General features: G+C 74.3%; 18 protein-coding genes. All 18 read left to right on the forward strand.

Going from position 1 to position 21,380, the window contains the following annotated elements; all coding sequences use genetic code 11:
- Positions 1–474: 474 nt before the first annotated feature.
- The 18 genes from mraZ to IW256_RS12660 all read left to right on the forward strand — a co-directional run bounded on the left by mraZ (position 475) and on the right by IW256_RS12660 (position 21,254).
- Positions 475–906 carry a division/cell wall cluster transcriptional repressor MraZ gene (mraZ, locus tag IW256_RS12575; RefSeq protein WP_197011132.1) on the forward strand — a complete coding sequence of 144 codons (432 nt, stop codon included), beginning with the start codon at positions 475–477 and terminating at the stop codon, positions 904–906.
- Between the two features lie 258 nt (positions 907–1,164).
- Positions 1,165–2,142 carry a 16S rRNA (cytosine(1402)-N(4))-methyltransferase RsmH gene (gene rsmH, locus IW256_RS12580; RefSeq protein ID WP_197011133.1) on the forward strand — a complete coding sequence of 326 codons (978 nt, stop codon included), beginning with the start codon at positions 1,165–1,167 and terminating at the stop codon, positions 2,140–2,142.
- Positions 2,139–2,969, forward strand: a complete 831-nt coding sequence (gene ftsL / locus IW256_RS12585; RefSeq protein WP_197011134.1) for a cell division protein FtsL — start codon at positions 2,139–2,141, stop codon at positions 2,967–2,969. Before rsmH ends, ftsL begins: the two co-directional genes overlap by 4 nt.
- A 34-nt stretch (positions 2,970–3,003) precedes the next feature.
- Positions 3,004–5,331 carry a peptidoglycan D,D-transpeptidase FtsI family protein gene (locus IW256_RS12590; RefSeq protein ID WP_307828871.1) on the forward strand — a complete coding sequence of 776 codons (2,328 nt, stop codon included), beginning with the start codon at positions 3,004–3,006 and terminating at the stop codon, positions 5,329–5,331.
- Between the two features lie 93 nt (positions 5,332–5,424).
- Positions 5,425–6,987 carry a UDP-N-acetylmuramoyl-L-alanyl-D-glutamate--2,6-diaminopimelate ligase gene (locus IW256_RS12595; protein WP_197011135.1) on the forward strand — a complete coding sequence of 521 codons (1,563 nt, stop codon included), beginning with the start codon at positions 5,425–5,427 and terminating at the stop codon, positions 6,985–6,987.
- On the forward strand, positions 6,984–8,459 hold the full coding sequence (locus IW256_RS12600; RefSeq protein WP_197011136.1) for a UDP-N-acetylmuramoyl-tripeptide--D-alanyl-D-alanine ligase: 1,476 nt from the start codon (positions 6,984–6,986) through the stop codon (positions 8,457–8,459). The genes IW256_RS12595 and IW256_RS12600 overlap by 4 nt, the downstream gene beginning before the upstream one ends.
- A complete protein-coding gene (gene mraY / locus IW256_RS12605) occupies positions 8,456–9,517 on the forward strand; it encodes a phospho-N-acetylmuramoyl-pentapeptide-transferase (RefSeq protein WP_197011137.1) in 1,062 nt (353 codons plus the stop codon). Before IW256_RS12600 ends, mraY begins: the two co-directional genes overlap by 4 nt.
- Positions 9,499–10,977, forward strand: a complete 1,479-nt coding sequence (murD, locus tag IW256_RS12610; RefSeq protein ID WP_197011138.1) for a UDP-N-acetylmuramoyl-L-alanine--D-glutamate ligase — start codon at positions 9,499–9,501, stop codon at positions 10,975–10,977. The genes mraY and murD overlap by 19 nt, the downstream gene beginning before the upstream one ends.
- A 4-nt stretch (positions 10,978–10,981) precedes the next feature.
- Positions 10,982–12,241, forward strand: coding sequence for a putative lipid II flippase FtsW (gene ftsW, locus IW256_RS12615; RefSeq protein WP_197011139.1), 1,260 nt, complete (start codon positions 10,982–10,984; stop codon positions 12,239–12,241).
- A gap of 111 nt (positions 12,242–12,352) precedes the next feature.
- Complete coding sequence (murG, locus tag IW256_RS12620; RefSeq protein ID WP_197011140.1) at positions 12,353–13,444, forward strand: undecaprenyldiphospho-muramoylpentapeptide beta-N-acetylglucosaminyltransferase; 1,092 nt, start codon at positions 12,353–12,355, stop codon at positions 13,442–13,444.
- A gap of 67 nt (positions 13,445–13,511) precedes the next feature.
- Positions 13,512–14,939, forward strand: coding sequence for a UDP-N-acetylmuramate--L-alanine ligase (murC, locus tag IW256_RS12625; protein WP_197011141.1), 1,428 nt, complete (start codon positions 13,512–13,514; stop codon positions 14,937–14,939).
- A gap of 163 nt (positions 14,940–15,102) precedes the next feature.
- Complete coding sequence (locus IW256_RS12630) at positions 15,103–15,870, forward strand: cell division protein FtsQ/DivIB (protein WP_197011142.1); 768 nt, start codon at positions 15,103–15,105, stop codon at positions 15,868–15,870.
- Between the two features lie 473 nt (positions 15,871–16,343).
- On the forward strand, positions 16,344–17,795 hold the full coding sequence (gene ftsZ, locus IW256_RS12635; protein ID WP_197011143.1) for a cell division protein FtsZ: 1,452 nt from the start codon (positions 16,344–16,346) through the stop codon (positions 17,793–17,795).
- A gap of 7 nt (positions 17,796–17,802) precedes the next feature.
- Positions 17,803–18,552 (forward strand): peptidoglycan editing factor PgeF, encoded by a 750-nt coding sequence (gene pgeF / locus IW256_RS12640; RefSeq protein ID WP_197011144.1) that lies wholly within the window; start codon positions 17,803–17,805, stop codon positions 18,550–18,552.
- On the forward strand, positions 18,545–19,303 hold the full coding sequence (locus IW256_RS12645) for a YggS family pyridoxal phosphate-dependent enzyme (protein ID WP_197011145.1): 759 nt from the start codon (positions 18,545–18,547) through the stop codon (positions 19,301–19,303). Before pgeF ends, IW256_RS12645 begins: the two co-directional genes overlap by 8 nt.
- Positions 19,304–19,408: 105 nt before the next feature.
- On the forward strand, positions 19,409–19,951 hold the full coding sequence (locus IW256_RS12650; RefSeq protein ID WP_197011146.1) for a cell division protein SepF: 543 nt from the start codon (positions 19,409–19,411) through the stop codon (positions 19,949–19,951).
- 24 nt (positions 19,952–19,975) lie between these two features.
- Entirely contained in the window at positions 19,976–20,260 is a 285-nt protein-coding gene (locus IW256_RS12655) for a YggT family protein (protein ID WP_197011147.1), read from the forward strand.
- Positions 20,261–20,309: 49 nt separating this feature from the next.
- Positions 20,310–21,254, forward strand: coding sequence for a DivIVA domain-containing protein (locus IW256_RS12660; protein ID WP_197011148.1), 945 nt, complete (start codon positions 20,310–20,312; stop codon positions 21,252–21,254).
- Positions 21,255–21,380: the final 126 nt, after the last annotated feature.

The following is a 21,380-nucleotide window of genomic DNA, read 5'->3' on the forward strand; positions in this document are numbered from 1 at the left end:
TTGTCCAGCGACCCGGTACGGCGTTGCCCCGCGCCTGGTTCATGTGCCTCTGCCTGTGCCTGCCCCATCGACAGTACGTCGTCGGGCCCGGTGCCGCGATGTTCATGGTGGACGGGAGCCATTGTGCTGCACACGGGTGACCGTCACAGCCGCATCGAGGGCGGCGCGGGCCCGCGCGGGCCCGGGACCGGGCGCCCTCCACTCCGCCCCACCCCGGTCACCCCCCGTGACCTCCCGACCCCTGACCGCGCCTTGACAGGCCGTCGGACCACCCCTCTCCCGGCAGGGCTCCGGGACGGGGGCGCGCGGGGGGCCGCCATGCCCCCCACTCCGCACCACCCCTTCTGACCTGCATATTTCCGGCGCGTTTCGGCGCGCGCGACGCGTTTTCGTAGTTGACGGTGGGGAAGAGTGGAGTAGAGTGGAGCGCCGTGGGGGGCAGTAGTACCCCGCGTGGCGCGGGAGGTGGGGCCGTTGTTTCTCGGCACCCATGCCCCGCGCCTCGACGACAAGGGACGACTGTTCCTGCCGGCGAAGTATCGCGAGGAGCTGTCGGGGGGATTGGTGATCACGAAGGGCCAGGAACGCTGCCTGTACGTCTTCCCCATGGCGGAGTTCCAGCGCATCACCGAGGCGCTTCGTGCCGCACCGGTCACCGAGAGGTCCGTCCGGGCCTACAGCCGCGTCTTCTTCGCCAGCGCCTCCGACGAGGTCCCCGACAAGCAGGGACGCGTCACGATCCCGCAGCCGCTGCGCGCGTACGCGGGTCTCACCCGCGAGTGCACCGTCATCGGGGCCAACACGCGCCTGGAGATCTGGGACACCAAGGCATGGGAGGCCTACCTCGAGCAGGAGGAGCAGGCCTTCGCCGAGGTCTCGGAGGAGGTGTTGCCAGGGATCCTCTGAGCATTCACTCGTCGGTCCGATGACCGGCACTGGCCCGCGTTCGGCCAGGTCTCCAGCCGCTCTCCAGCCAGCTGGCGCAGCTTCCCCGGCGCCAGACGGCGACCCCCCGCGACTATGCGGTGATCTTCCTCACGGGCAGCGGATGGGGACCTGGCCGGGCGAGGCCGCCGGGGGCGTCCGCCCAGACACGGGGGACAGGGGGCCGGGCCGACGATGCCACGCAGTCCGCGAGCGTAGTGGCGTACGAGGGGGTGAACCATGGAGGCGGGTCAGCCCGCGGCCGGATCCGGTCACGTACCGGTCATGCTCGATCGCGTACTGGAGCTGCTCGGGCCCGCGGTCCAGGTCACCGGACGGGAACCGGTCTACCTCGACGCGACCCTCGGTCTCGGCGGCCACGCCGAGGCCATGCTGGAGGCCCATCCCCGGCTCAGGCTGGTGGGGCTCGACCGCGACACCACGGCCCTGGAGCGCTCCGCCCGGCGGCTGGCACGCTTCGGCGACCGGGCGCGGCTGGAGCACGCCGTCTACGACGAGCTGCCGGACGTCCTCGAACGGCTGGGGGTGCCGCGCGTCGACGCGGTCCTCTTCGACCTCGGGGTGTCCTCGCCGCAGCTGGACGAGGCCGAGCGCGGCTTCGCCTATTCCTACGACGCCCCGCTGGACATGCGGATGGACCGTACCCAGAGCCTGACGGCGGCCGACGTGGTCAACGGCTACCCGCCCGCCGAGCTGGCCCGCATCCTGCGCGAGTACGGCGAGGAGCGGTTCGCCCAGCGGATCGCCGCCGCCATCGTCCGCGAGCGCGAGCGCGCCCCCCTCGACTCCACCAGGCGGCTGGCCGACCTGGTGCGCACCTCGATCCCGGCCGCCACCCGCCGTACCGGCGGCAACCCGGCCAAGCGGACCTTCCAGGCGCTGCGCATCGAGGTGAACGGGGAGCTGGACACCTGGCGGCGGGCCCTGCCCGCGGCCCTCGCCGCCCTGCCGGTCGGCGGGCGGATCGTCGTGCTCTCCTACCACTCCCTCGAGGACCGCATCACCAAGCAGGTCCTCGCCGCCCAGGCGGCCGACACCACCCCGCCGGAACTGCCCGTCACGCTGCCCGAGCACCGGCCGCGCTTCCGGCTGCTCACCCGCGGCGCCGAGCTGCCCTCCGACGAGGAGACCACGACCAACCCACGGGCCGGGTCGGTGCGGCTGCGCGCCGCCGAACGGCTCCGGGAGGCGAGATGACCACGACGACCAGGCGCCCGCGGGGCTCCAAGGCTCCCACCCCGGTCCGGGCCCGCCCGGAACGCGGCGGCGGGACGGGCGGGTCCGCCCCGGTGCCGGCCTCCGGCGCCGAGGCCGGGACCGAGGCGAAGACCGAGGCCAGGCCGAAGGCCGCCCCGAAGGGCGGGACCAGGACCGTCCCGAAGTCCGCCCCGAAGGCGGCGCCGAAGACCGGCGCGAGGACGGCGTCCAAGGCGGGCGCCGAGGCCGGCCCCAAGGCGAGCCCCCAGGCCGGGACGAAGACCCGGGCCAAGGCCGCCGCGGCGGCCGGGCAGGCGGAACGCCGGACCGGGCGGTCCTCGCCGCCGCGCGCGCCCTTCGTGCTGCTCATCTGCGGGCTCATGGGCGGGGCGCTGGTCAGCCTCCTGCTGCTCAACACCGTGCTCGCCGAGGACGCGTTCACGCTGACGCGGCTCCAGCAGAACAACAAGCTGCTCGGCCAGCAGCGGCAGGCGCTCCAGGAGGAGATCGCCCGCGAGGAGTCGCCCGAGCGCGTGGCGCAGAAGGCCGAGGCCCTGGGCATGCAGCGGCCGACCCGGCTGGCGTTCATCGACGGCGTCACCGGCCAGGTGATCGGCGGCTCGATGCGGCCGGTGCCGCACGCCGCCGCCGCGGCGGCCGGAGCGGCCGGCGTGGTCGGGATCCCCGGTGCCGTGGTGCCCGGCGACGGCGTGTCCGCCGCCGCGGACCGTGCCGCCGCGGCCCCAGGGAGCCGGACCGGCGCCCCGGCCCGCCCGGCGGGAACGGGGGCGGGGACGGCGGACCGGACGGGGACCGGCACGCCGTGACCGGCGGCCGGACCGAGAAGGAGCGGGGGACAGGGTGACACCGGGGCCGGGACGCGGAGCGGCGGGCCCGCCGCCTGGCCGTAGGCGCGGTTCCGCGGGACGGACGTCCCGCGACCCCTCGGGGGGCGACGACAAGAACAAGAAGAGCGGCCCGGGCGCGGCGCGCGCGTCCGGGCGTAAGAAGGGCGACCCGCCGCGGTCACCGGGCGGTGCCGGCTCCACCCGCCGGCCCGCCCGGAACGGCATGGTCCCGCCGCCGCGCTCCGGGGCCGGCGGCGCGGGCGGCGCGGGCGGCTCGGGCAAGAAGTCCGGCGGCAAGGGGGCGTCGGCCAAGACGTCCGCGGCCAAGGGGTCGGCGGGAGCGTCCAAGGCCCCTGCGCCCAAGGCCCCTGCGCCCAAGGCTCCCTCGCCCAAGGCCCCCGCGGCCAAGGGGGCCAAGGCCGCCCCGCGCAGGGCCCCCGCGACCAGGACCCCGGCCAAGCCCACGGCCAAGCCCCCTGCGAGGACGTCGGCCAGCAGGTCGGAGGGCAGGCCCCCGGCCCGCCGCCGCACCGCCCCGGGCGGCGGCTCGGGCGGCGGCCGCGGCGGGGGCTCCCAGGGCAGGCCGCCCCGTCCCCGGGTCCCGTTCCACCGGCGCGACCCGGTCAAGCGCCTCAACGTCGGGCTGCTGGTCGTGGCGTTCGTGCTGTCGCTGTTCGCCGGGCGGCTGGTGCAGCTGCAGACCATCGAGTCCGGCTCCTACAGCGAGCTGGCGATGAAGCAGCGCCTGCAGACCATCGACCTGCCCGCCGTCCGGGGCGACATCACCGACGCGCAGGGCAACCCGCTGGCGATGACGGTGGAGGCCCGCGCGATCTTCGCCGACCCGTTCATGATCAAGCCGGAGAAGCGGCAGGGGATCGTGAACGCGCTGGCGCCGACCCTGGGGCTGGACCCGGCGCGGGTGATGAAGATCATCAGCACCCCCGACAGCCGCTTCGAGTACCTGGCGCACGGCGTCCGGCCCGACCAGGCGCGCCTGGTGATGGGGTTCAGGTTCCTGGGCATCGGCACGCTGCCGGAATACCGCCGCCAGTACCCGAACGACTCCCTCGCCGCGGGCGTCATAGGTTTCGTGAACGCCGAGGGCAGGGGCGCCGCCGGGCTGGAGTACTCGATGAACCGGCAGCTGGCGGGGAGCGCCGGCTGGCAGCGGGTCGAGATCAGCCCGGAGGGCCAGCACATCCCGATGGGCGAGGACCAGAAGCGCCCGCCGGTCCCCGGCCGCGGGGTGCGGCTGACGCTGATGCGCGACCTCCAGTTCCAGGCGCAGCGGGCGATCGAGCGGCAGGTCCAGGCGACCGGCGCGCGCAGCGGCAGCGTCATCGTGATGGACCCCCGGGACGGGCGGCTGCTGGCCCTGGCCTCGGCGCCCGGCTACGACCCCAACGACTACGGCAAGTCCGCGCCCGGCCGGTGGGGCAGCCCCATCGTCCAGGAGGAGTACGAGCCGGGGTCCACCGGCAAGGTCGTCACCGCCGCCGCCGTGCTGGAGAAGGGCGGGGTGCGGCCCGACACGGCGTTCACCGTCCCCGACCGGGTCAAGCGGTACGACCGGACCTTCCGCGACTCCCATCCGCATCCCACCCAGCGGCTCACGTTCGCCGGGGTGCTGGCCACCTCCAGCAACGTGGGCACGATCCTGGCCAGCGAGCGGATCCCGCAGCAGACGCTCTACCAGTCCCTGCGCGACTTCGGCTTCGGCGAGCGCACCGGCGTGGGCCTGCCCGCCGAGACGGCCGGGAAGCTCCAGCCGCCGGCCAAGTGGTCGGGCACCGACCGCTACGCGATCGCGTTCGGCCAGTCGATGACGGTGAACGCGCTCCAGATGGCCAGCGTCTACGCCACCATCGCCAACGGCGGGATCCGGGTGGCGCCCAACCTGGTCGCCGGCACCACCGACGACGACGGCACCTTCACCGCCGCGGCGAAGCCGGAGAGCAGGCAGGTGATCAGCTCGGAGACGGCCCGCCAGATCCGGGACATGCTGGAGGGGGTCGCCTCGCCCGAGGGGACCGCCCCCAAGGCGCGCATCCCCGGCTACCGGGTCGCGGGCAAGACCGGCACGGCCGAGATCGTCAACCCGCGTTGCGGTTGTTACGACGGCAGCGGCTACACCGCCTCGTTCGCCGGATTCGCCCCCGCCGACGATCCGCAATTGGTCGTCCAGGTGGTTCTGCAGGGGCCGCGGAAGGGAAGCCACTATGGTGGCGATGCGGCGGCCCCCGTCTTCAAGGACGTGATGGGCTTCGCCCTGCAGAGCCGCAAGATCCCGCCGACGGAGAGCAAACCGCCGATCATCAAGATCCACGCCCGGGACTGAGCGCAGCGAGTACGCTCTTCCGCCGTGAGCCCAGCATCCGTGTCCAGGCCGGTGGCACCGCCGGTTCCCTCGATCCGTACCGAAAGACGAGTCATGCGTCCGACCACCAATCCGGCCCGTCCGCTCTCCGGGCTCGCGGCGCTGCTCGGCGCCACCGAGAGCGGCGGCGCCCGCGCGGCGGTCACCGGCATCACCCACGACTCCCGCGCCGTGCTGCCGGGCGACCTGTACGCGGCGCTGCCGGGCGCCCGGGCGCACGGCGCCCAGTTCGCCGGCCAGGCCGCGCAGAAGGGCGCGGCGGCGATCCTGACCGACCCCGCCGGGCACGAGCGCGCCGCCGCGACCGGGCTGCCGGTGCTGGTGGTGGACGACCCCCGGGCCCGGCTCGGCGACGCCGCCGCCTGGGTGTACGGGGAGCCCGCCCGCGACCTGACGCTGATCGGGGTGACCGGGACCAGCGGCAAGACCACCACCGTCTACCTGCTGGAGGCGGGGCTGCGCGCCGCCGGGGTGGAGACGGCCGTGGTGGGGACCGTGGAGATGCGGATCCAGGACGCCCGGCTGCCCAGCTCGCTGACCACGCCCGAGGCCACCGACCTGCACGCGATCTTCGCGATGATGCGCGAGCGCGGCGTGGGCGCCGCCGCGATGGAGGTCTCCAGCCACGCGCTGGAGCAGGGCCGGGTCGGCGGGGCGCACTACGAGGTCGCGATCTTCACCAACCTCTCCCAGGACCACCTCGACTACCACCCGACCATGCAGGACTACTTCGCCGCCAAGGCCCGGCTGTTCACGCCGGAGTACTCCCGGGTCGGCGTGGTCAACCTCGACGACCATTACGGGCGCGAGCTGATCGCGGTCGCCACCATCCCGGTGACCACCTTCTCGGCCACCGGCGACCCGGCGGCCGACTGGCGGGCCGAGGACGTGCGGGTCGGCGCCGACGGCAGCGTCTTCCGGGTGGTGGGCCCCGGCGGCATCGAGGCCGACGCCGGCGTCCAGCTGACCGGCCCGTTCAACGTGGCCAACGCGCTGGCCGCGATCGTGGCGCTGGTGGAGGCGGGGATCTCGCTGCCCGCCGCGGTGCACGGTGTCGCCGCGCTGCCGGGCGTCCCGGGCCGGCTGGAGCGGGTCGACGAGGGCCAGGACTTCGTCACCCTGGTGGACTATTCCCACAAACCCGGCGCGGTGGAGGCGGTGCTCACGGCGCTGCGCCCGGTCACCGAGGGCCGGCTGGCGGTGGTGCTCGGCTGCGGCGGCGACCGCGACCGCGGCAAGCGGCCCCTCATGGGCGAGGCCGCGGCCCGGCTGGCCGACCTGGCCTACTTCACCGACGACAACCCCAGGTCGGAGGATTCGCTCGCGATCCTCGCCGCTATGGTCGAGGGCGGGCTCAAGGTGCCGCAGGAGCACCGGGCGCACATCGTGGTGGAACCCGACCGCGCCGCGGCGATCGGGCTGGCGGTCGCCCGGGCCCGGAGCGGCGACGTGCTCGTGATCGCCGGCAAGGGGCACGAGCAGGGCCAGTACGTGGCGGGCGAGGTGCACCCCTTCGACGACCGCGAGGTCGTCCGGGAGGCGCTGCGGCGCCGTGGCGCCCCGCCGGGGCCCGCGCGGGCGCCGTCGGATCTGAGAGGGGACGGGACGCAGGCGTGATCCCACTTCCGCTGTCGACGATCGCGGAGCTGACGGGCGGTGCCCTCGACGGGCTCTCCCCGGCGGGCGGTGACGCCCCGGCCCACCCCGTGGTCACGGGTCCCGTGGTCACCGGCCCCGTGGTGATCGACTCCCGGGCTGCCGGTCCCGGGTCGCTGTTCGCCGCGTTCCGGGGCGAGCGGGCCGACGGGCACGACTTCGCCGCGGCGGCGCTGGCGGCCGGGGCCGCCGGGGTCCTCGCCGAGCGCCCCGTCGGCGGCCCCGCCGTGGTCGTCGAGGACGTACGGCACGCGCTCGGCCTGCTGGCCCGCGGCGTGCTGGCCCGGCTGCCGGAGGCCACCGTCATCGGGGTCACCGGATCGGCCGGGAAGACCTCCACCAAGGACCTGATCGCCCGGGTCGTCGAGCGCGCCGGGGCCACGGTCGCCCCGCCCGGCTCGTTCAACAACGAGATCGGGCTGCCGCTGACGGTGCTGCGCGCCGACGAGCGGACCCGGCACCTGGTGCTGGAGATGGGTGCGCGTGGAATCGGTCACATCGCCTACCTCGCCGGGATCGCCCCGCCCCGCGTCGGCGTGGTGCTCAACGTCGGCACCGCGCACATCGGCGAGTTCGGCGGGCGGGACGGCATCGCCGCCGCCAAGAGCGAGCTGGCCGAGGCGGTGCCCGCCGGCGGCACCGTGATCCTCAACGCCGACGACCCCCTGGTCCTGGCGATGGCCGCCCGCACCGAGGCCGAGGTCGTCACGTTCGGCCGGTCCGGCCGGGCCGACGTCCGCGCCGCCGGCGAGCGCCTGGACGAGGCGGGCCGGCCCCGGTTCTCGCTGGTCACCCCCGAGGGCACGGCTCCGGTGGAGATGCGCCTGCACGGCGCGCACGCGGTCGCCAACGCGCTGGCCGCCGCCGCCGTGGGCCGCGCGGTGGGCCTGCCGCCGGAGGAGATCGCCGAGGTCCTGTCGGAGGCCCGCCCGGCCAGCCGGTGGCGGATGGAGGTCACCGAGCGGGCCGACGGCGTCACGGTGGTCAACGACGCCTACAACGCCAACCCGGACTCGACGCGGGCCGCGGTCGACGTGCTGGCCCACATGGCCCGGGGCCGCCGCGCCTTCGCCGTTCTGGGCGAAATGGCCGAACTGGGCCCCGGCTCGGCGGCGGAACATGCCAAGATCGGGCAGCATGTCGCGCGCAGCGGCATCGCCGGCCTCGTCGTCGTCGGTGAGAACGCCGCGCCGATGGCCGAAGGGGCCGACCAGGTGGCGTCATGGACGGGAGAGTGCGTACAGGTGGATGACGTCGGCGCGGCGGTGACCGTGCTCAGCGAGCGGCTCAGGCCGCGGGACGTCGTACTGGTGAAGGGCTCTCGCGTCGCCGGGATGGAACGCATCGCCGAGCGTCTGCTCCAGGACGGGGCCGGGGCCGGGACGGCGGCCGTGGAGACCGCGGGCGGCACCGCCGGGGGTGACCGCGCATGACCAACATCATCATCGCGGCCGGGATCGCGCTGATCATCGGCATGGTCGGCACCCCGGTGTGGATCCGGATCGTCAACCGGCTGGGCTACGGCCAGATGATCCGCGAGGAGGGCCCCTCCGGCCACCAGGGCAAGCGCGGCACGCCCACCATGGGCGGCACCGTGTTCATCGTCGGCTCGCTGGCCGGGTACGCCGGGGCGCACCTGTTCGACGGCACCATGCCGACCGTGTCGGGCCTGCTGGTGCTGTTCCTGATGACCGGGCTCGGGCTGGTCGGGTTCGTCGACGACTACATCAAGGTGTTCAAGCAGCGCAGCCTGGGCCTGCGCAGCGGCGCCAAGATGATCGGCATCATCCTGGTGGGCGTGGTCTTCGCGATCGCCTCGCTGAACTTCCCCAACGGGTACGACATCACCCCCGCCTCCCCCCACCTGTCGTTCCTGCGCGACTTCGGCCCCTCGATCGGCCCGTACCTGTTCGTGGTGTGGGCCCTGCTGCTGATCGCCGCGATGTCCAACGGCGTCAACCTCACCGACGGCCTGGACGGCCTGGCCGCCGGCCCCGCCGGCATGGTGCTGGCCGCCTACGTGATCATCGGCAACTGGCAGCTGCGCAACAGCTGCTACGACTTCGCGCTGGCGCCCAACTGCTACAGCGTGCGCGACCCGCTCGACCTCGCCGTGGTCGCGGCGGCGGTGCTGGGCGGCGTGTTCGGCTTCCTGTGGTGGAACGCCCCGCCCGCCAAGATCTTCATGGGCGACACCGGCTCGCTGGCGCTGGGCGGCGTGCTGGTCGGCCTGGCCATCCTCACCCGCACCCAGTTCCTGCTGGCCATCCTGTGCGGCCTGATCGTCATGATCACGCTGTCGGTGATGATCCAGGTCGGCGGGTTCAAGCTCACCAAGAAACGCGTGTTCAAGATGGCCCCGCTGCAGCACCACTTCGAGCTGTCGGGGTGGGCCGAGACCACCATCGTCGTCCGGTTCTGGCTGATGTCGGCGCTGTTCACCGCGATCGGCCTCGGACTGTTCTACCTGGAATGGATGCCCAAGTCGTGACCTCGGGGGAGTGGGCGGGCCGTCGGGTCTGCGTGGCCGGCGCGGGGGTGTCGGGGCGGGCCGCGGCCCGCGTCCTGGCCGAACGGGGCGCCCGGGTCACGCTGGTCGAGGGCCGCGACGGGCCGGAGCAGCGCGCGCACGCCGCCGAGCTGGAGGCCCGCGGCGTGACGGTGCGGCTGGGCGACGGCGAGACCCTGCCCGAGGGCACCAACCTGGTCGTGATCTCCCCCGGCTGGCGTCCCGACGCGCCGCTGCCGGCCGCCGCGGCCGCCGCCGGGATCGAGACCTACGGCGAGGTGGAGCTGGCCTGGCGGCTGCGCCCGGCCGGCGCCGCCCCCTGGCTGGCGATCACCGGGACCGACGGCAAGACCACGGTCGTGCGGATGCTGGCGTCCATCCTCGCCGCCGCCGGGCACGACGCGCTCGCCGTCGGCAACGTGGGCACCCCCATCGTCGAGGCCGTCCTGGAGAAGCACGACGTCCTGGCGGTGGAGCTGTCCAGCTACCAGCTGTACTGGTCGAGCTCCCTGGCGCCGCTGGCCGCCGCCGTGCTGAACGTCGCGCCCGACCACCTCGACTGGCACGGCTCCATGGACGCCTACATCGCCGCCAAGGCCAAGATCTTCGGGCCCGGCGCGGGCGGCACCGGCGACGGTGCGGGGCCCGAGGGCACGCTGGCGGTCTACAACGCCGACGACCCGGTCTCGGCCGGGCTGGCCGAGGCCGCCCGGCGGCGGGTGGGCTTCACCCTGGGCATGCCGCGCCCCGGCACCCTCGGCGTGGTCGAGGACCTGCTGGTCGACCGCGCGCTGGTCGGCGACCCCGAACGGGAGGCCGCCGAGCTGGCGGGGCTGCACGACGTGCGTCCCTTCGCGCCGCACAACGTCGCCAACGCGCTCGCCGCGGCGGCCCTGGCCCGCGCCTACGGGGTGCCCCCCGAGGCGGTCCGCGAGGGCCTGCGCGCGTTCGTCCCCGACCCGCACCGCATCCAGCACGTCGCCGAGATCGGGGGCGTCACCTACATCAACGACTCCAAGGCCACCCAGCCGCACGCCGCGGCGGCCTCCCTCGCCGCCTACGAGTCCATCGTGTGGATCGCGGGCGGGCTGCTGAAGGGGCTGGAGGTCGACGAGCTGGTCCGCTCCTGCGCCGGCCGGCTGCGCGGCGTCGTCCTGCTGGGCCGTGACCGGGCACGGATCGCGGAGGCACTCGCGCGACACGCGCCCGATATTCCGGTCGTGGACGTCGCCGACACCGACACTGGGGCGATGGACCGCGTCGTGAACGAAGCCGCCGCCCTGGCCGAGCCGGGCGACACCGTGCTGCTCGCCCCCGTGGGGGCCTCCTTCGACATGTTCGCCAACTACCCGGCGCGCGGCGACGCGTTCATCGCGGCCGTGCGGCGGCTCCCCGGCGCGGGGCCGGCAGGCGCCCTCCCGGACGGCGGCGGACCCCGCTGACGGCATGAGCACCGCGATGCCGGCCGAGGAGCGCCCCTCCGGGCGCTCCGGGCCGCGTGAGCAGGTCGCCGCCGCAGTCGGTCTCCTCGACCGGCCCCTGACCTCGTACTACCTGGTGCTGGGCTGCTCGTTCATGCTGCTGGCGCTCGGGCTGACCATGGTGCTGTCGGCGTCGCTGGTCAAGCAGATCCAGGAGACCGGCTCGGCCTACACGCTGTTCCAGAAGCAGGCGATCTGGGTGTCCATCGGGCTGCCGTGCATGTGGCTGGCCTCCCGCCTGCCGGTCAAGACCTTCCGTGCCCTGGCCTACCCGCTGCTGCTGCTGTCGATCGTGGCGCTGCTGCTGGTGCTGGTCCCCGGCCTGGGCCGCGCGGCGGGCGGCGCCACCCGCTGGATCGACCTGGGCGCGGTGCAGATCCAGCCGTCCGAGCCCGCCAAGCTCGCGCTGGTCCTGTGGGGGGCCGACCTGCTGGCCCGCAAGGAACGGCTCGGCCAGCTCACCGAGTGGAAGCCGCTGCTGGTCCCGCTGCTGCCCGGCGCCGGGCTGCTGGTGATGCTGGTGATGCTGGGCAGCGACCTGGGCACGACGCTGGTACTGCTCACGATCTTCCTGGCGCTCCTGTGGGTCGTGGGCGCCCCCGGCCGGCTCTTCGTGGGCATGGCCGGGCTGGTGGGCCTGCTGGTGGCGATCCTCATCGTCGTCGAGCCGTACCGGATGCAGCGGCTCACCGGCTTCCTGGACCAGTCCGGGGACCCGCTCGGGGCCCGCTACCAGGGCACCCAGGGCCTGTACGCGGTCGCCTCGGGCGGCTGGTTCGGCACCGGCCTGGGCGAGGGGCGGGCCAAGTGGGACTTCCTCCCGCACGCCGAGACCGACTTCATCTTCGCGATCGTCGGAGAGGAGTTCGGACTGGTGGGTACGCTCGTGGTGCTCAGCCTGTTCGGGCTGCTGGCCTACGCGGGCCTGCGGATCGCCAGGCGCGTCAAGGACCCGTTCACCCGGCTGGCCGCGGCCGGCGCCACCGCCTGGCTGGTGGTGCAGGCGATCGTGAACATCGGGGCGGTGATCGGTGTGCTCCCCATCACGGGGATCCCGCTGCCGCTGGTCTCCTACGGGGGGTCGGCGCTGATCCCGACCCTGATCGCGCTCGGCATGCTGCTGGCCTTCGCCAAGCGCGAGCCCGGCGCGCGCCAGGCACTGGCCGCACGAGGTCCCGGACCGGTCCTGCGGGCTCTAAGCTGGCTGGGCCTGGCACGGCGCTGAATCCCTCCGGGTGCCGATAGGCCCGGCGACCGCCGGTCCGCGGAACGCGGCGCGGGCGGCGGGGCCTTACGGCATCGCCACGACGAACATGCTGAGGAGTTGTCAACGAGCATGAGGGTTGTCCTGGCCGGCGGCGGCACCGCCGGACACATCGAGCCCGCCCTGGCTCTGGCCGACGCGCTGCGACGCAACGATCCCAACGTCGGGGTCACCTGCCTCGGCACCGAGCGGGGCCTGGAGACCCGGCTGGTCCCGCAGCGGGGCTACGAGCTCGCGCTGATCCCGCCGGTGCCGCTGCCCCGCACGCTGACACCGCAGCTGCTGACCGTCCCCGGCCGGCTGCGCGGCGCCATCAACGCGGCGGCGGCCGTCCTCGACCAGGCCCGCGCCGACATCCTGGTCGGCTTCGGCGGCTACGTCGCCACCCCCGGCTACCTGGCGGCGCGCAAGCGCAAGGTGCCTATCATCGTGCACGAGGCCAACCCCAAGCCCGGGCTGGCCAACAAGCTCGGCGCCCGGTTCACCGAGCACGTGGCGGTCTCCCACCACGACTCCCCGCTGCCCGGCGCCCGGTTCGTCGGCATCCCGCTGCGCCGCGAGATCGCCGCGCTGGACCGGCTGGCGATGGGCGACAAGGCCCGCTCGTACTTCGGGCTGCTGCCCGACCTGCCCACCCTGCTGATCTTCGGCGGCTCCCAGGGCGCGCGGTCGCTCAACCGGGCCGCGGTCGCCGCGGCCCCCGCGTTCCACCGGGCCGGCATCCAGGTGCTGCACATCGTCGGGCCCAAGAACACCGAGGAGCCCGAGCCCACCTCGGGCGGCCCGCAGTACGTGACCATCCCCTACTGCGACCGGATGGACCTGGCCTACGCGGCGGCCGACATGGCGATGTGCCGGGCGGGGGCGATGACCTGCGCCGAGCTGGCGGCGGTCGGGCTGCCCGCGGTGTACGTCCCGCTCCCCATCGGCAACGGCGAGCAGCGCCTCAACGCCGAGCCGATCGTGGCGGGCGGCGGCGGGCTGCTGGTCGACGACGCCGACCTGACCCCCGAGTGGATCGCGGCCAACCTGCTGCCGGTGCTGGCCGACCCGGCGCGGGTCGCGCACATGTCGGAGGCGGCCGGGCGGATGGGACGCCGGGACGCCGACGTGGCGCTGGCGCAGATGGTGTACGAGGTGGTCCGCGGGGCGGGCCGGGCGTGAGCCCGGCGGCCGGGCGGCGCGCGCGGGGGACGGGACGAGGGACCAGGCGAGGGGACGGGGCGATCCGATGGCTCTGATCAGTCCTGACGAGGTGGTGCCGGCGGGGGAGCTGGGCAGGGTCCACTTCATCGCGATCGGCGGTGCCGGCATGTCCGGCATCGCCCGGATCATGCTCAGGCGCGGCATCGCCGTCTCCGGCAGCGACGCCCAGGACTCCGAGATGCTCGCCCAGCTGGGCGACCTGGGGGCCAAGGTCTTCGTCGGCCATGACGCGGCGTACCTGGGGGAGGCCGACACGGTGGTGGTGTCCACGGCCATCCGGGACACCAACCCCGAGCTGGTCGCCGCCCGCGAGCGCGGCCTGCGGGTCCTGCACCGGTCGGCGGCGCTGGCCTCGCTGATGGCCGGCCGCGAGGCGGTCGCGGTGGCGGGCACGCACGGCAAGACCACCACGACGTCGATGCTGACCGTCGCCCTGCAGCACGCCGGGGCCGACCCGTCGTACTGCATCGGCGGCCGGCTCGTCACCACCGGGCTCGGCGCCGACGAGGGCGGCGGCCCGGTGTTCGTCGCCGAGGCCGACGAGAGCGACGGGTCGTTCCTCATGTACACCCCGCGCATCGCGGTGGTGACCAACGTCGAGGCCGACCATCTCGACAACTACGGCGGCTTCGAGAAGGTCAAGGAGAACTTCGCCCGGTTCGTGGACCGGGTGGAGCCGGGCGGGACCCTGGTGGCCGGCGCCGACGACCCGGTGGCGATGGAGCTGGCCGGGCGGGCCCGCGAGCGGGGGCTGACCGTGCTGACCTACGGCGAGGCGCCGGGCGCCGACCTGCGGGTCACCGGTTTCACACCGCGCGGCCTGGGATCCCGCTTCGAGATCGAGGGCTCCGGCGAGGTCGTGCTGGGCGTCCCCGGGCGGCACAACGCGCTCAACGCCGCGGCGGTGGTCGCGGTCGGGCGGGCGCTGGGCGCGGACGAGGCCGCGGTGCGCGCCGGGCTGGCGGAGTTCCGGGGGGCGATGCGCCGGCTGGAGCCCAAGGGCGAGGCCGCGGGCGTGGAGGTCTTCGACAGCTACGCGCACCATCCCACCGAGCTGACCGCCGACCTGGAGGCCACCCGCGACTACGTGGAGCAGAAGGCCGCCGGGGGAGCGGGCGCGGGACGGATCGTGGCGGTCTTCCAGCCGCATCTCTACAGCCGCACCCGGTTCTTCGCCGCCGAGTTCGGGGAGGCGCTCGGCCTCGCCGACGTCGCCGTGGTCCTGGACGTCTACGGGGCCCGCGAGGACCCCGAGCCCGGGGTCACCGGCCGCCTGGTCGCCGACCGGGTCCCCGCCGGGACCGTCTGCGAGTACGTGCCCGACCGGGCCGAGGTGACCGCCGCGGTGACCCGGCTGGCCGTGCCGGGCGACATCGTCATCACGCTCGGCGCGGGCGACGTCACGCGGCTCGGCCCCGAGATCCTGGCCCGCCTGGGCGGCGCGGGCCCCTGACGCCGCGCGGTCCGGCCCGTCCGGCCCGTCCGGCGAGGCCCGTCCGGTGCGGCCCGGCCGGCTGGGTCCGCGGAGCGCCTCGGGAGGAAACGGGCACACGGATCCGTGGCGCACGGGCGCGTGCTCCCGGGTCCGGGGCCGGTCGCCTGCCAAGCTGGGGGTTATGACCGAGGCCGGGACGCGCCAGCGCAAGACCGATCCGCCGGGGCCCGGCGACCCGTCCGAGGAGGACGGGTCCCCGCGGAGGCGGCGGCCGGTCCGGTGGAAGGCGTTCTGCGTCGTCCTGCTGGTGCTCGCGCTGCTCGGCGGCCTGGCCTGGGTGCTCCTGGGGTCGCGCCTGCTGGTGGTGCGGAACGTGGAGGTGACCGGCAGCGAGCTGGCGCCGCGCGACCGGATCGTGGCCACCGCCGGGATCCGGCTGGGCGTCCCGATGGCGCGGCTGGGCACCGGCGCGGTCCGCGACCGGGTGGAGCGCCTCAGGGAGGTCGAGTCGGCCTCGGTGGAGCGGCGCTGGCCCGCCACCATCCGGATCGTGGTCCGCGAACGGGTCCCGGTCGTGACGGTGGAGCGCGGCGGCCGGCACTACCAGCTCGACCGGTACGGGGTCGCCGTCGCCGACACCCCGTCCCGCCCGCCCGGCCTGCCCACGCTGTCGGCGGCCGCCCCCGGGCCGACGGACGCGGCGACCCTCGCGGCGCTGGACGTCCTGCGGCGGCTGCCCGACCGCCTGCGCGGCCGGGTGGCGGGGCTGGAGGCGCCGTCACCGGAGTCGGTCACGCTGCTGCTGTCGGACGGGCTCACCGTGGTGTGGGGCCCGGCCGAGCGCTCCGCCGAGAAGATCCGTCTGGTCGACGCGCTGCGCCGGACGGCCGCCGGGCGGTCCGCGCGGACCATCGACGTCAGCTCGCCGGAGGTCGTCACCACCCGGTGACGGGCGGGCCGGTGCCGCCGGCGCCGGGGGCGACCAAAGCGATGCTCTCGGGACGTGTGCGGCGGATGATGCGGGGTAAGGCAGAGTGACTGCGCTCCGGTGCGTGTGTCGCGGCGATTCCGGACCCGCGATGGTGCAGGCTGGAGCGGTGGCACGGCGGTGGGAGGAGACAGCGTGACGCTCTTCGCCAACCGGGGCATCTCATGCTGTCCGCGACACGCCGGGCCCGTAGGCGGGAGGTTAGTTGACCCTGGCGGTAAGCCCGCCCTACTGTCCGTATCAGTCCTCAGGTTGACATAACTGTAAGCCTCAAGTTGAGGGTGAGGGTTCAGGACGGCACCGGACCGGTGCCGTGGCCGTCCGGCCCGTACCGAACCCCGAGAAAACCAAGACACAGGTCAGAACACCGCGGCGGGGACGGCCGAGAAGGCCGGCCCGGCGGTCGGATAGAGCGAGCGGAAAGGCCCCTCGTCGTGGCAGCACCGCAGAATTACCTCGCGGTCATCAAGGTCGTCGGCATCGGCGGCGGCGGCGTCAACGCCGTCAACCGGATGATCGAAGAGGGTCTCAAGGGCGTCGAATTCATCGCGATCAACACGGACGCCCAGGCGCTGCTGATGAGTGACGCCGATGTGAAGCTCGACGTGGGCCGCGAGCTCACCCGGGGGCTGGGCGCCGGGGCCAACCCGGACGTGGGCCGCAAGGCCGCCGAGGACCACCGGGAGGAGATCGAGGAGGTCCTCAAGGGCGCCGACATGGTGTTCGTCACCGCGGGTGAGGGCGGCGGCACCGGCACCGGCGGCGCGCCCGTCGTGGCCAACGTGGCGCGCTCGCTGGGCGCCCTGACCATCGGCGTGGTGACCCGCCCGTTCAGCTTCGAGGGCAAGCGGCGGGCGATGCAGGCCGAGGCCGGCATCGAGACGCTGCGCGACGAGGTCGACACCCTCATCGTGATCCCCAACGACCGGCTGCTGTCGATCTCCGACCGCCAGGTCAGCGTGCTGGACGCGTTCAAGGCGGCCGACCAGGTGCTGCTCTCCGGTGTCCAGGGCATCACCGACCTGATCACCACCCCCGGCCTGATCAACCTGGACTTCGCAGATGTGAAGTCGGTCATGTCCGGCGCCGGCTCGGCCCTGATGGGCATCGGCTCGGCGCGCGGCGACGACCGGTCGGTGGCCGCGGCGGAGATGGCGATCTCCAGCCCGCTGCTGGAGGCCAGCATCGACGGGGCGCACGGGGTGCTGCTGTCCATCTCGGGCGGTTCCGACCTGGGCCTGTTCGAGATCAACGAGGCGGCCCAGCTGGTGTCCAACGCCGCCGCGCCCGACGCCAACATCATCTTCGGCGCGGTCATCGACGACGCGCTCGGCGACGAGGTCAGGGTGACCGTCATCGCGGCGGGCTTCGACGAGGGACGGCCCAGCAAGCCGGCCCCCGAGCAGGAGGGCAAGAGGATCCCGCCGCCGCCCCGGCCGGTCCCGCCGCCCCCGTCCAACCCGATCCCCAGCAGGGTCGGCCGGTCGGACGCCCTCGGCTCGCCGCACGCCCCGGGCCAGTCGGTGGCCCAGGCCGCCGCCGCCCCGGTCCAGCCCGCCGCGCCCGCGTCCGGTTCCGAGCGGCGGCCGGCAGACGCCGAGGCCGCGCACTCCGCTCAGGCGGCCTCCGGCGACGATTCCGCCGGGCGCGCGGACGCCCCGGAAGGGACCGCCTCCGGCACGGCCGACGCCTCGTCCGCCGGCGCCGACGGCCGGCGGCCGGAGGAGGACGCCCGCCCGCCCGCGCCGCGCACCTCCGCCGAGCAGTCCGCGACCCGCGTGCACGCCGGCGAGTCCGACAGCGCCTCGGCCGTGACGGGGCCGCGCCGCCGCCCGGTCGTGTTCGACGAGGACGACGATCTCGACGTCCCCGACTTCCTGAAGTGACCCGCGGGTGATCACGCACGTCGCGCTGGCCGAGGGGGTCGGCGCCGCCTTCACCGCCCGGGCCGGCGGAGTGAGTCCGGCCCCCTACGACTCGCTGAACCTCGGCGGCGCGGTCGGCGACGATCCCGCCGCCGTCCGGGACAACCGGCACCGCGTCGCGGCCGCCCTCGGCATCGAGCCCGGCCGTACCGCCTGGATGCGCCAGGTGCACGGCGCGGACGTCCGGGTCGTCACCGATCCGGGCGGGCTCGCCGCACCGGACGCGCCCGCCGTCGACGCCATGGTCACCACGGTTCCCGGGGTGGCGCTGGCCGTCCTGGTCGCCGACTGCGCCCCCGTCCTGCTCGCCGATCCGGTGGCGGGCGTGGCCGGAGCCGCCCATTCCGGGCGTCCGGGCACCGCCGCCGGGGTCGTCCCGGCGCTGGTGAAGCGGATGCTGGAGCTGGGCGCGGACCCCGGGCGCATGGTCGCCGCGATCGGCCCCGCGGCCTGCGGCGCCTGCTACGAGGTGCCGGCGCGGATGCGGGACGAGGTCACCGCCGTGGTGCCCGCGGCCCACGCCGTCACCCGCGCGGGCACGCCGGGACTGGACATCCGGGCCGGGATCGTGGCCCAGCTCGCCGCCGACGGCGTCACCGGCGTCCGGATCGACCCCCGGTGCACGATCGAGAGCCCGGAGCTCTTCTCCTACCGCCGCGACGGCCGTACCGGCCGGTTCGCGGGCTATGTCTGGCTCAAGGACCCCGGCCATGGGTGAGGGGACCGTGATCGGAGGCGCCGGAAGCGCCGGAGGCGGCGCCCGGCGGGCGGAGATCGCCGCCAACCTCGCCGACGTCCGCAAGCGGATCGAGGCGGCCTGCGCCGCCGCGGGCCGGGACGCCGCCGAGGTCACCCTGGTGGCGGTCACCAAGACCTTCCCCGCCTCCGACGTGCGGCTGCTGGCCGGGCTGGGCCTCACCCAGGTCGCCGAGAACCGCGACCAGGAGGCCGCGCCGAAGGCCGCGGCCACCGCGGATCTCCCGCTGACCTGGCACTTCGTCGGGCAGCTGCAGAGCAACAAGGCCCGTTCGGTGGCCGGGTACGCCGACGTCGTGCAGTCCGTCGACCGCCCCAAGCTGGTGACCGCGCTGTCCTCGGCGGCGGTGCGCGCCGGGAGGACACTGCGCTGCCTGGTCCAGGTCTCCCTGGAGGAGCCGGGGGAGAACGGGGAACCGGAGGGGCGCGGCGGCGTCTCGCCCTCCGGCGCGGTGGCGCTGGCCGATGCCGTCGCCGAGGCGGGCGGGCTGGTCCTGGGCGGGGTGATGGCGGTGGCGCCGCTGGGCGCCGACCCGGCCCCGGCCTTCGCGCGGCTCGCCGAGGTCGCCGCCGCGGTGCGGGCCGCGCACCCGGAGGCCACCGACGTCTCGGCGGGAATGAGCGGGGATCTGGAGCAGGCGATCGCGTGTGGCGCGACACACGTCCGTGTCGGTACGGCGTTGCTCGGCGGCCGACGGGCAATCGTCGGGTAATGTCCCCCAAGTGGTACCTGCCCAAACGGCAGACCACGCAGACGGAGAGGTCCGACGGCGGTGCCGGGGCGCCGGGTGCCGCGGCCACAGGACGACGGAGGGCGTATGGCCAGCGCGATGCGCAAGATGGCGGTCTACCTCGGCCTTGTGGAGGACGACCGGTACGACGACAAGTACGACTACGACGAGTACGAGGTCTACGACGACGACACCGACCCCGGCCAGGGGCGGCAGGGGCGGCTCCGCGAGGACGAGTCCGGCGGTCAGCTTACCCGAGCCGACGAGGCCGTGGACCGTGATCGCGATCATCACCCTGCGTCGTCCACCGAGCGACGCTCGGTGGCACTCTACGAGTCGGGTGCCACCGACCTTGCGCGCATCACTACGCTGCATCCCAGGACCTATAACGAGGCGAGGACCATCGGGGAGCACTTCCGTGAGGGAACACCGGTGATCATGAATCTGACCGAGATGGTCGACAGTGACGCCAAGCGTCTGGTCGACTTCGCGGCGGGTCTCGTATTCGGCCTGCACGGGAGCATCGAGCGTGTTACGAACAAGGTGTTCCTCCTGTCGCCCGCGAACGTCGAGGTGACGGCGGAGGACAAGGCCCGTATGGCAGAACGAGGGTTCTTCAACCAGAGCTGACAGCCACATGATGAGAGTGGGTCCGTGACATACGTTGGAACCGTGCTGACGTTCGTCCTCTACATCTTCCTCCTGTTCCTGATCGGGAGGATGGTCCTGGAGATCCTGCAGTCGTTCGCGCGGTCGTGGCGTCCGACCGGGGTGGTCCTGGTGATCGCGGAGGTCGTCTACACCATCACCGATCCGCCACTGAAGTTCCTGAGGCGTTTCATCCCGCCCGTGCGTCTGGGTAACGTTGCCCTGGACCTCAGCTTCACCGTGCTCATCCTTGTGGTATGGGTCTTGATCATCTTCGTGCAGAGGCTCTGATCGGATACCGTCCTTTGGGACAGACTCCAAGCGCGCCAAGGAGACGAACATGCCGCTGACACCCGCCGACGTGCGGAACAAGCAGTTCAGTACCACCAGGCTGAGGCCGGGGTACGACGAGGAGGAGGTGGACGCCTTCCTCGACGAGGTCGAGGCCGAGCTCGACCGCCTCATCCAGGAGAACGAGGAGCTGCGGGCCAAGCTGGCGGAGTGCCTGCGCGGCAAGGTCCCCGCCATGGCCGCGCCGATCGTCGAGCCCAAGCCCGACGTGACCGCGATGCCCGAGCCGCCCCGGCCCCCCGAGCCCCCGCAGCACCAGCCCGAGCCCGAGCCGGTGCTCGGCGGCGGCCTGGGCATGGCGCCCGCCCCGTCCGGCGAGGACAACATGGACACCGCGGCGCGCGTCCTGGCGCTGGCGCAGCAGACCGCCGACCAGGCGATCGCCGACGCCCGCCGCGAGGCCGACGAGACCCTGGGCCGCGCCCGCCGCGAGGCCGAGGAGATCCTCGGCAAGGCGCGCCGGCAGGCCGACCAGATCGTCAGCGAGGCCCGTTCCCGCGCCGAGGCCCTCGACCGCGACGCCCAGGAGCGGCACCGCCAGGTCATGGGCTCGCTCGTGCAGCAGCGCGAGGAGCTGGAGCGCGAGGTCGACAACCTGCGCGCCTTCGAACGCGAGTACCGCAGCCGCCTGAAGGTCTACCTGGAGGGCCAGCTGCGCGAGCTGGACGCCGCCAGCACCGAGACCGGCGGGTTCCCCACCGTCCCCAGTGGCGGCGGTGCCCAGATGCCGCAGAGCGGCGGCCCCCAGACGGGCCCGCAGAACGCCATCCCGCACGACAACCGCAACGGCGCCTCCGGCGGAGCGGCCCCGGCCGGTCCCGGCTCCTTCCCGCCCCCGGCCGAGCCCGCCCAGCAGCACGCCCAGCAGGTCCAGCACTCGGCGACCGGCGCCTTCCACGCCGGCGGTGACAACCCGCCGCACGAGAGGCGCTGACAGGCCCGGCGCGGGCGATAGTGTCTTCCCGTTCGCCGCGCCGCGGATGGCACCGCTGCCGTCCCGGCGGCGTATCGGAAGCCTCTGCGGTGGCACCCGGCCGATGACGGCCCGGGGCCTGCGGCC

Source organism: Actinomadura viridis (genome assembly GCF_015751755.1).
Lineage (GTDB): Bacteria > Actinomycetota > Actinomycetes > Streptosporangiales > Streptosporangiaceae > Spirillospora > Spirillospora viridis.

Excerpts from the sequence above, each read along its gene's own strand:
- rsmH (WP_197011133.1), top strand. The coding sequence starts at position 1,165 with ATGGAGGCGGGTCAGCCCGCGGCCGGATCCGGTCACGTACCGGTCATG.
- ftsL (WP_197011134.1), top strand. The coding sequence starts at position 2,139 with ATGACCACGACGACCAGGCGCCCGCGGGGCTCCAAGGCTCCCACCCCG.
- IW256_RS12595 (WP_197011135.1), top strand. The coding sequence starts at position 5,425 with ATGCGTCCGACCACCAATCCGGCCCGTCCGCTCTCCGGGCTCGCGGCG.
- mraY (WP_197011137.1), top strand. The coding sequence starts at position 8,456 with ATGACCAACATCATCATCGCGGCCGGGATCGCGCTGATCATCGGCATG.
- murD (WP_197011138.1), top strand. The coding sequence starts at position 9,499 with ATGGATGCCCAAGTCGTGACCTCGGGGGAGTGGGCGGGCCGTCGGGTC.
- ftsW (WP_197011139.1), top strand. The coding sequence starts at position 10,982 with ATGAGCACCGCGATGCCGGCCGAGGAGCGCCCCTCCGGGCGCTCCGGG.
- murG (WP_197011140.1), top strand. The coding sequence starts at position 12,353 with ATGAGGGTTGTCCTGGCCGGCGGCGGCACCGCCGGACACATCGAGCCC.
- murC (WP_197011141.1), top strand. The coding sequence starts at position 13,512 with ATGGCTCTGATCAGTCCTGACGAGGTGGTGCCGGCGGGGGAGCTGGGC.
- IW256_RS12630 (WP_197011142.1), top strand. The coding sequence starts at position 15,103 with ATGACCGAGGCCGGGACGCGCCAGCGCAAGACCGATCCGCCGGGGCCC.
- IW256_RS12645 (WP_197011145.1), top strand. The coding sequence starts at position 18,545 with ATGGGTGAGGGGACCGTGATCGGAGGCGCCGGAAGCGCCGGAGGCGGC.
- IW256_RS12650 (WP_197011146.1), top strand. The coding sequence starts at position 19,409 with ATGGCCAGCGCGATGCGCAAGATGGCGGTCTACCTCGGCCTTGTGGAG.
- IW256_RS12660 (WP_197011148.1), top strand. The coding sequence starts at position 20,310 with ATGCCGCTGACACCCGCCGACGTGCGGAACAAGCAGTTCAGTACCACC.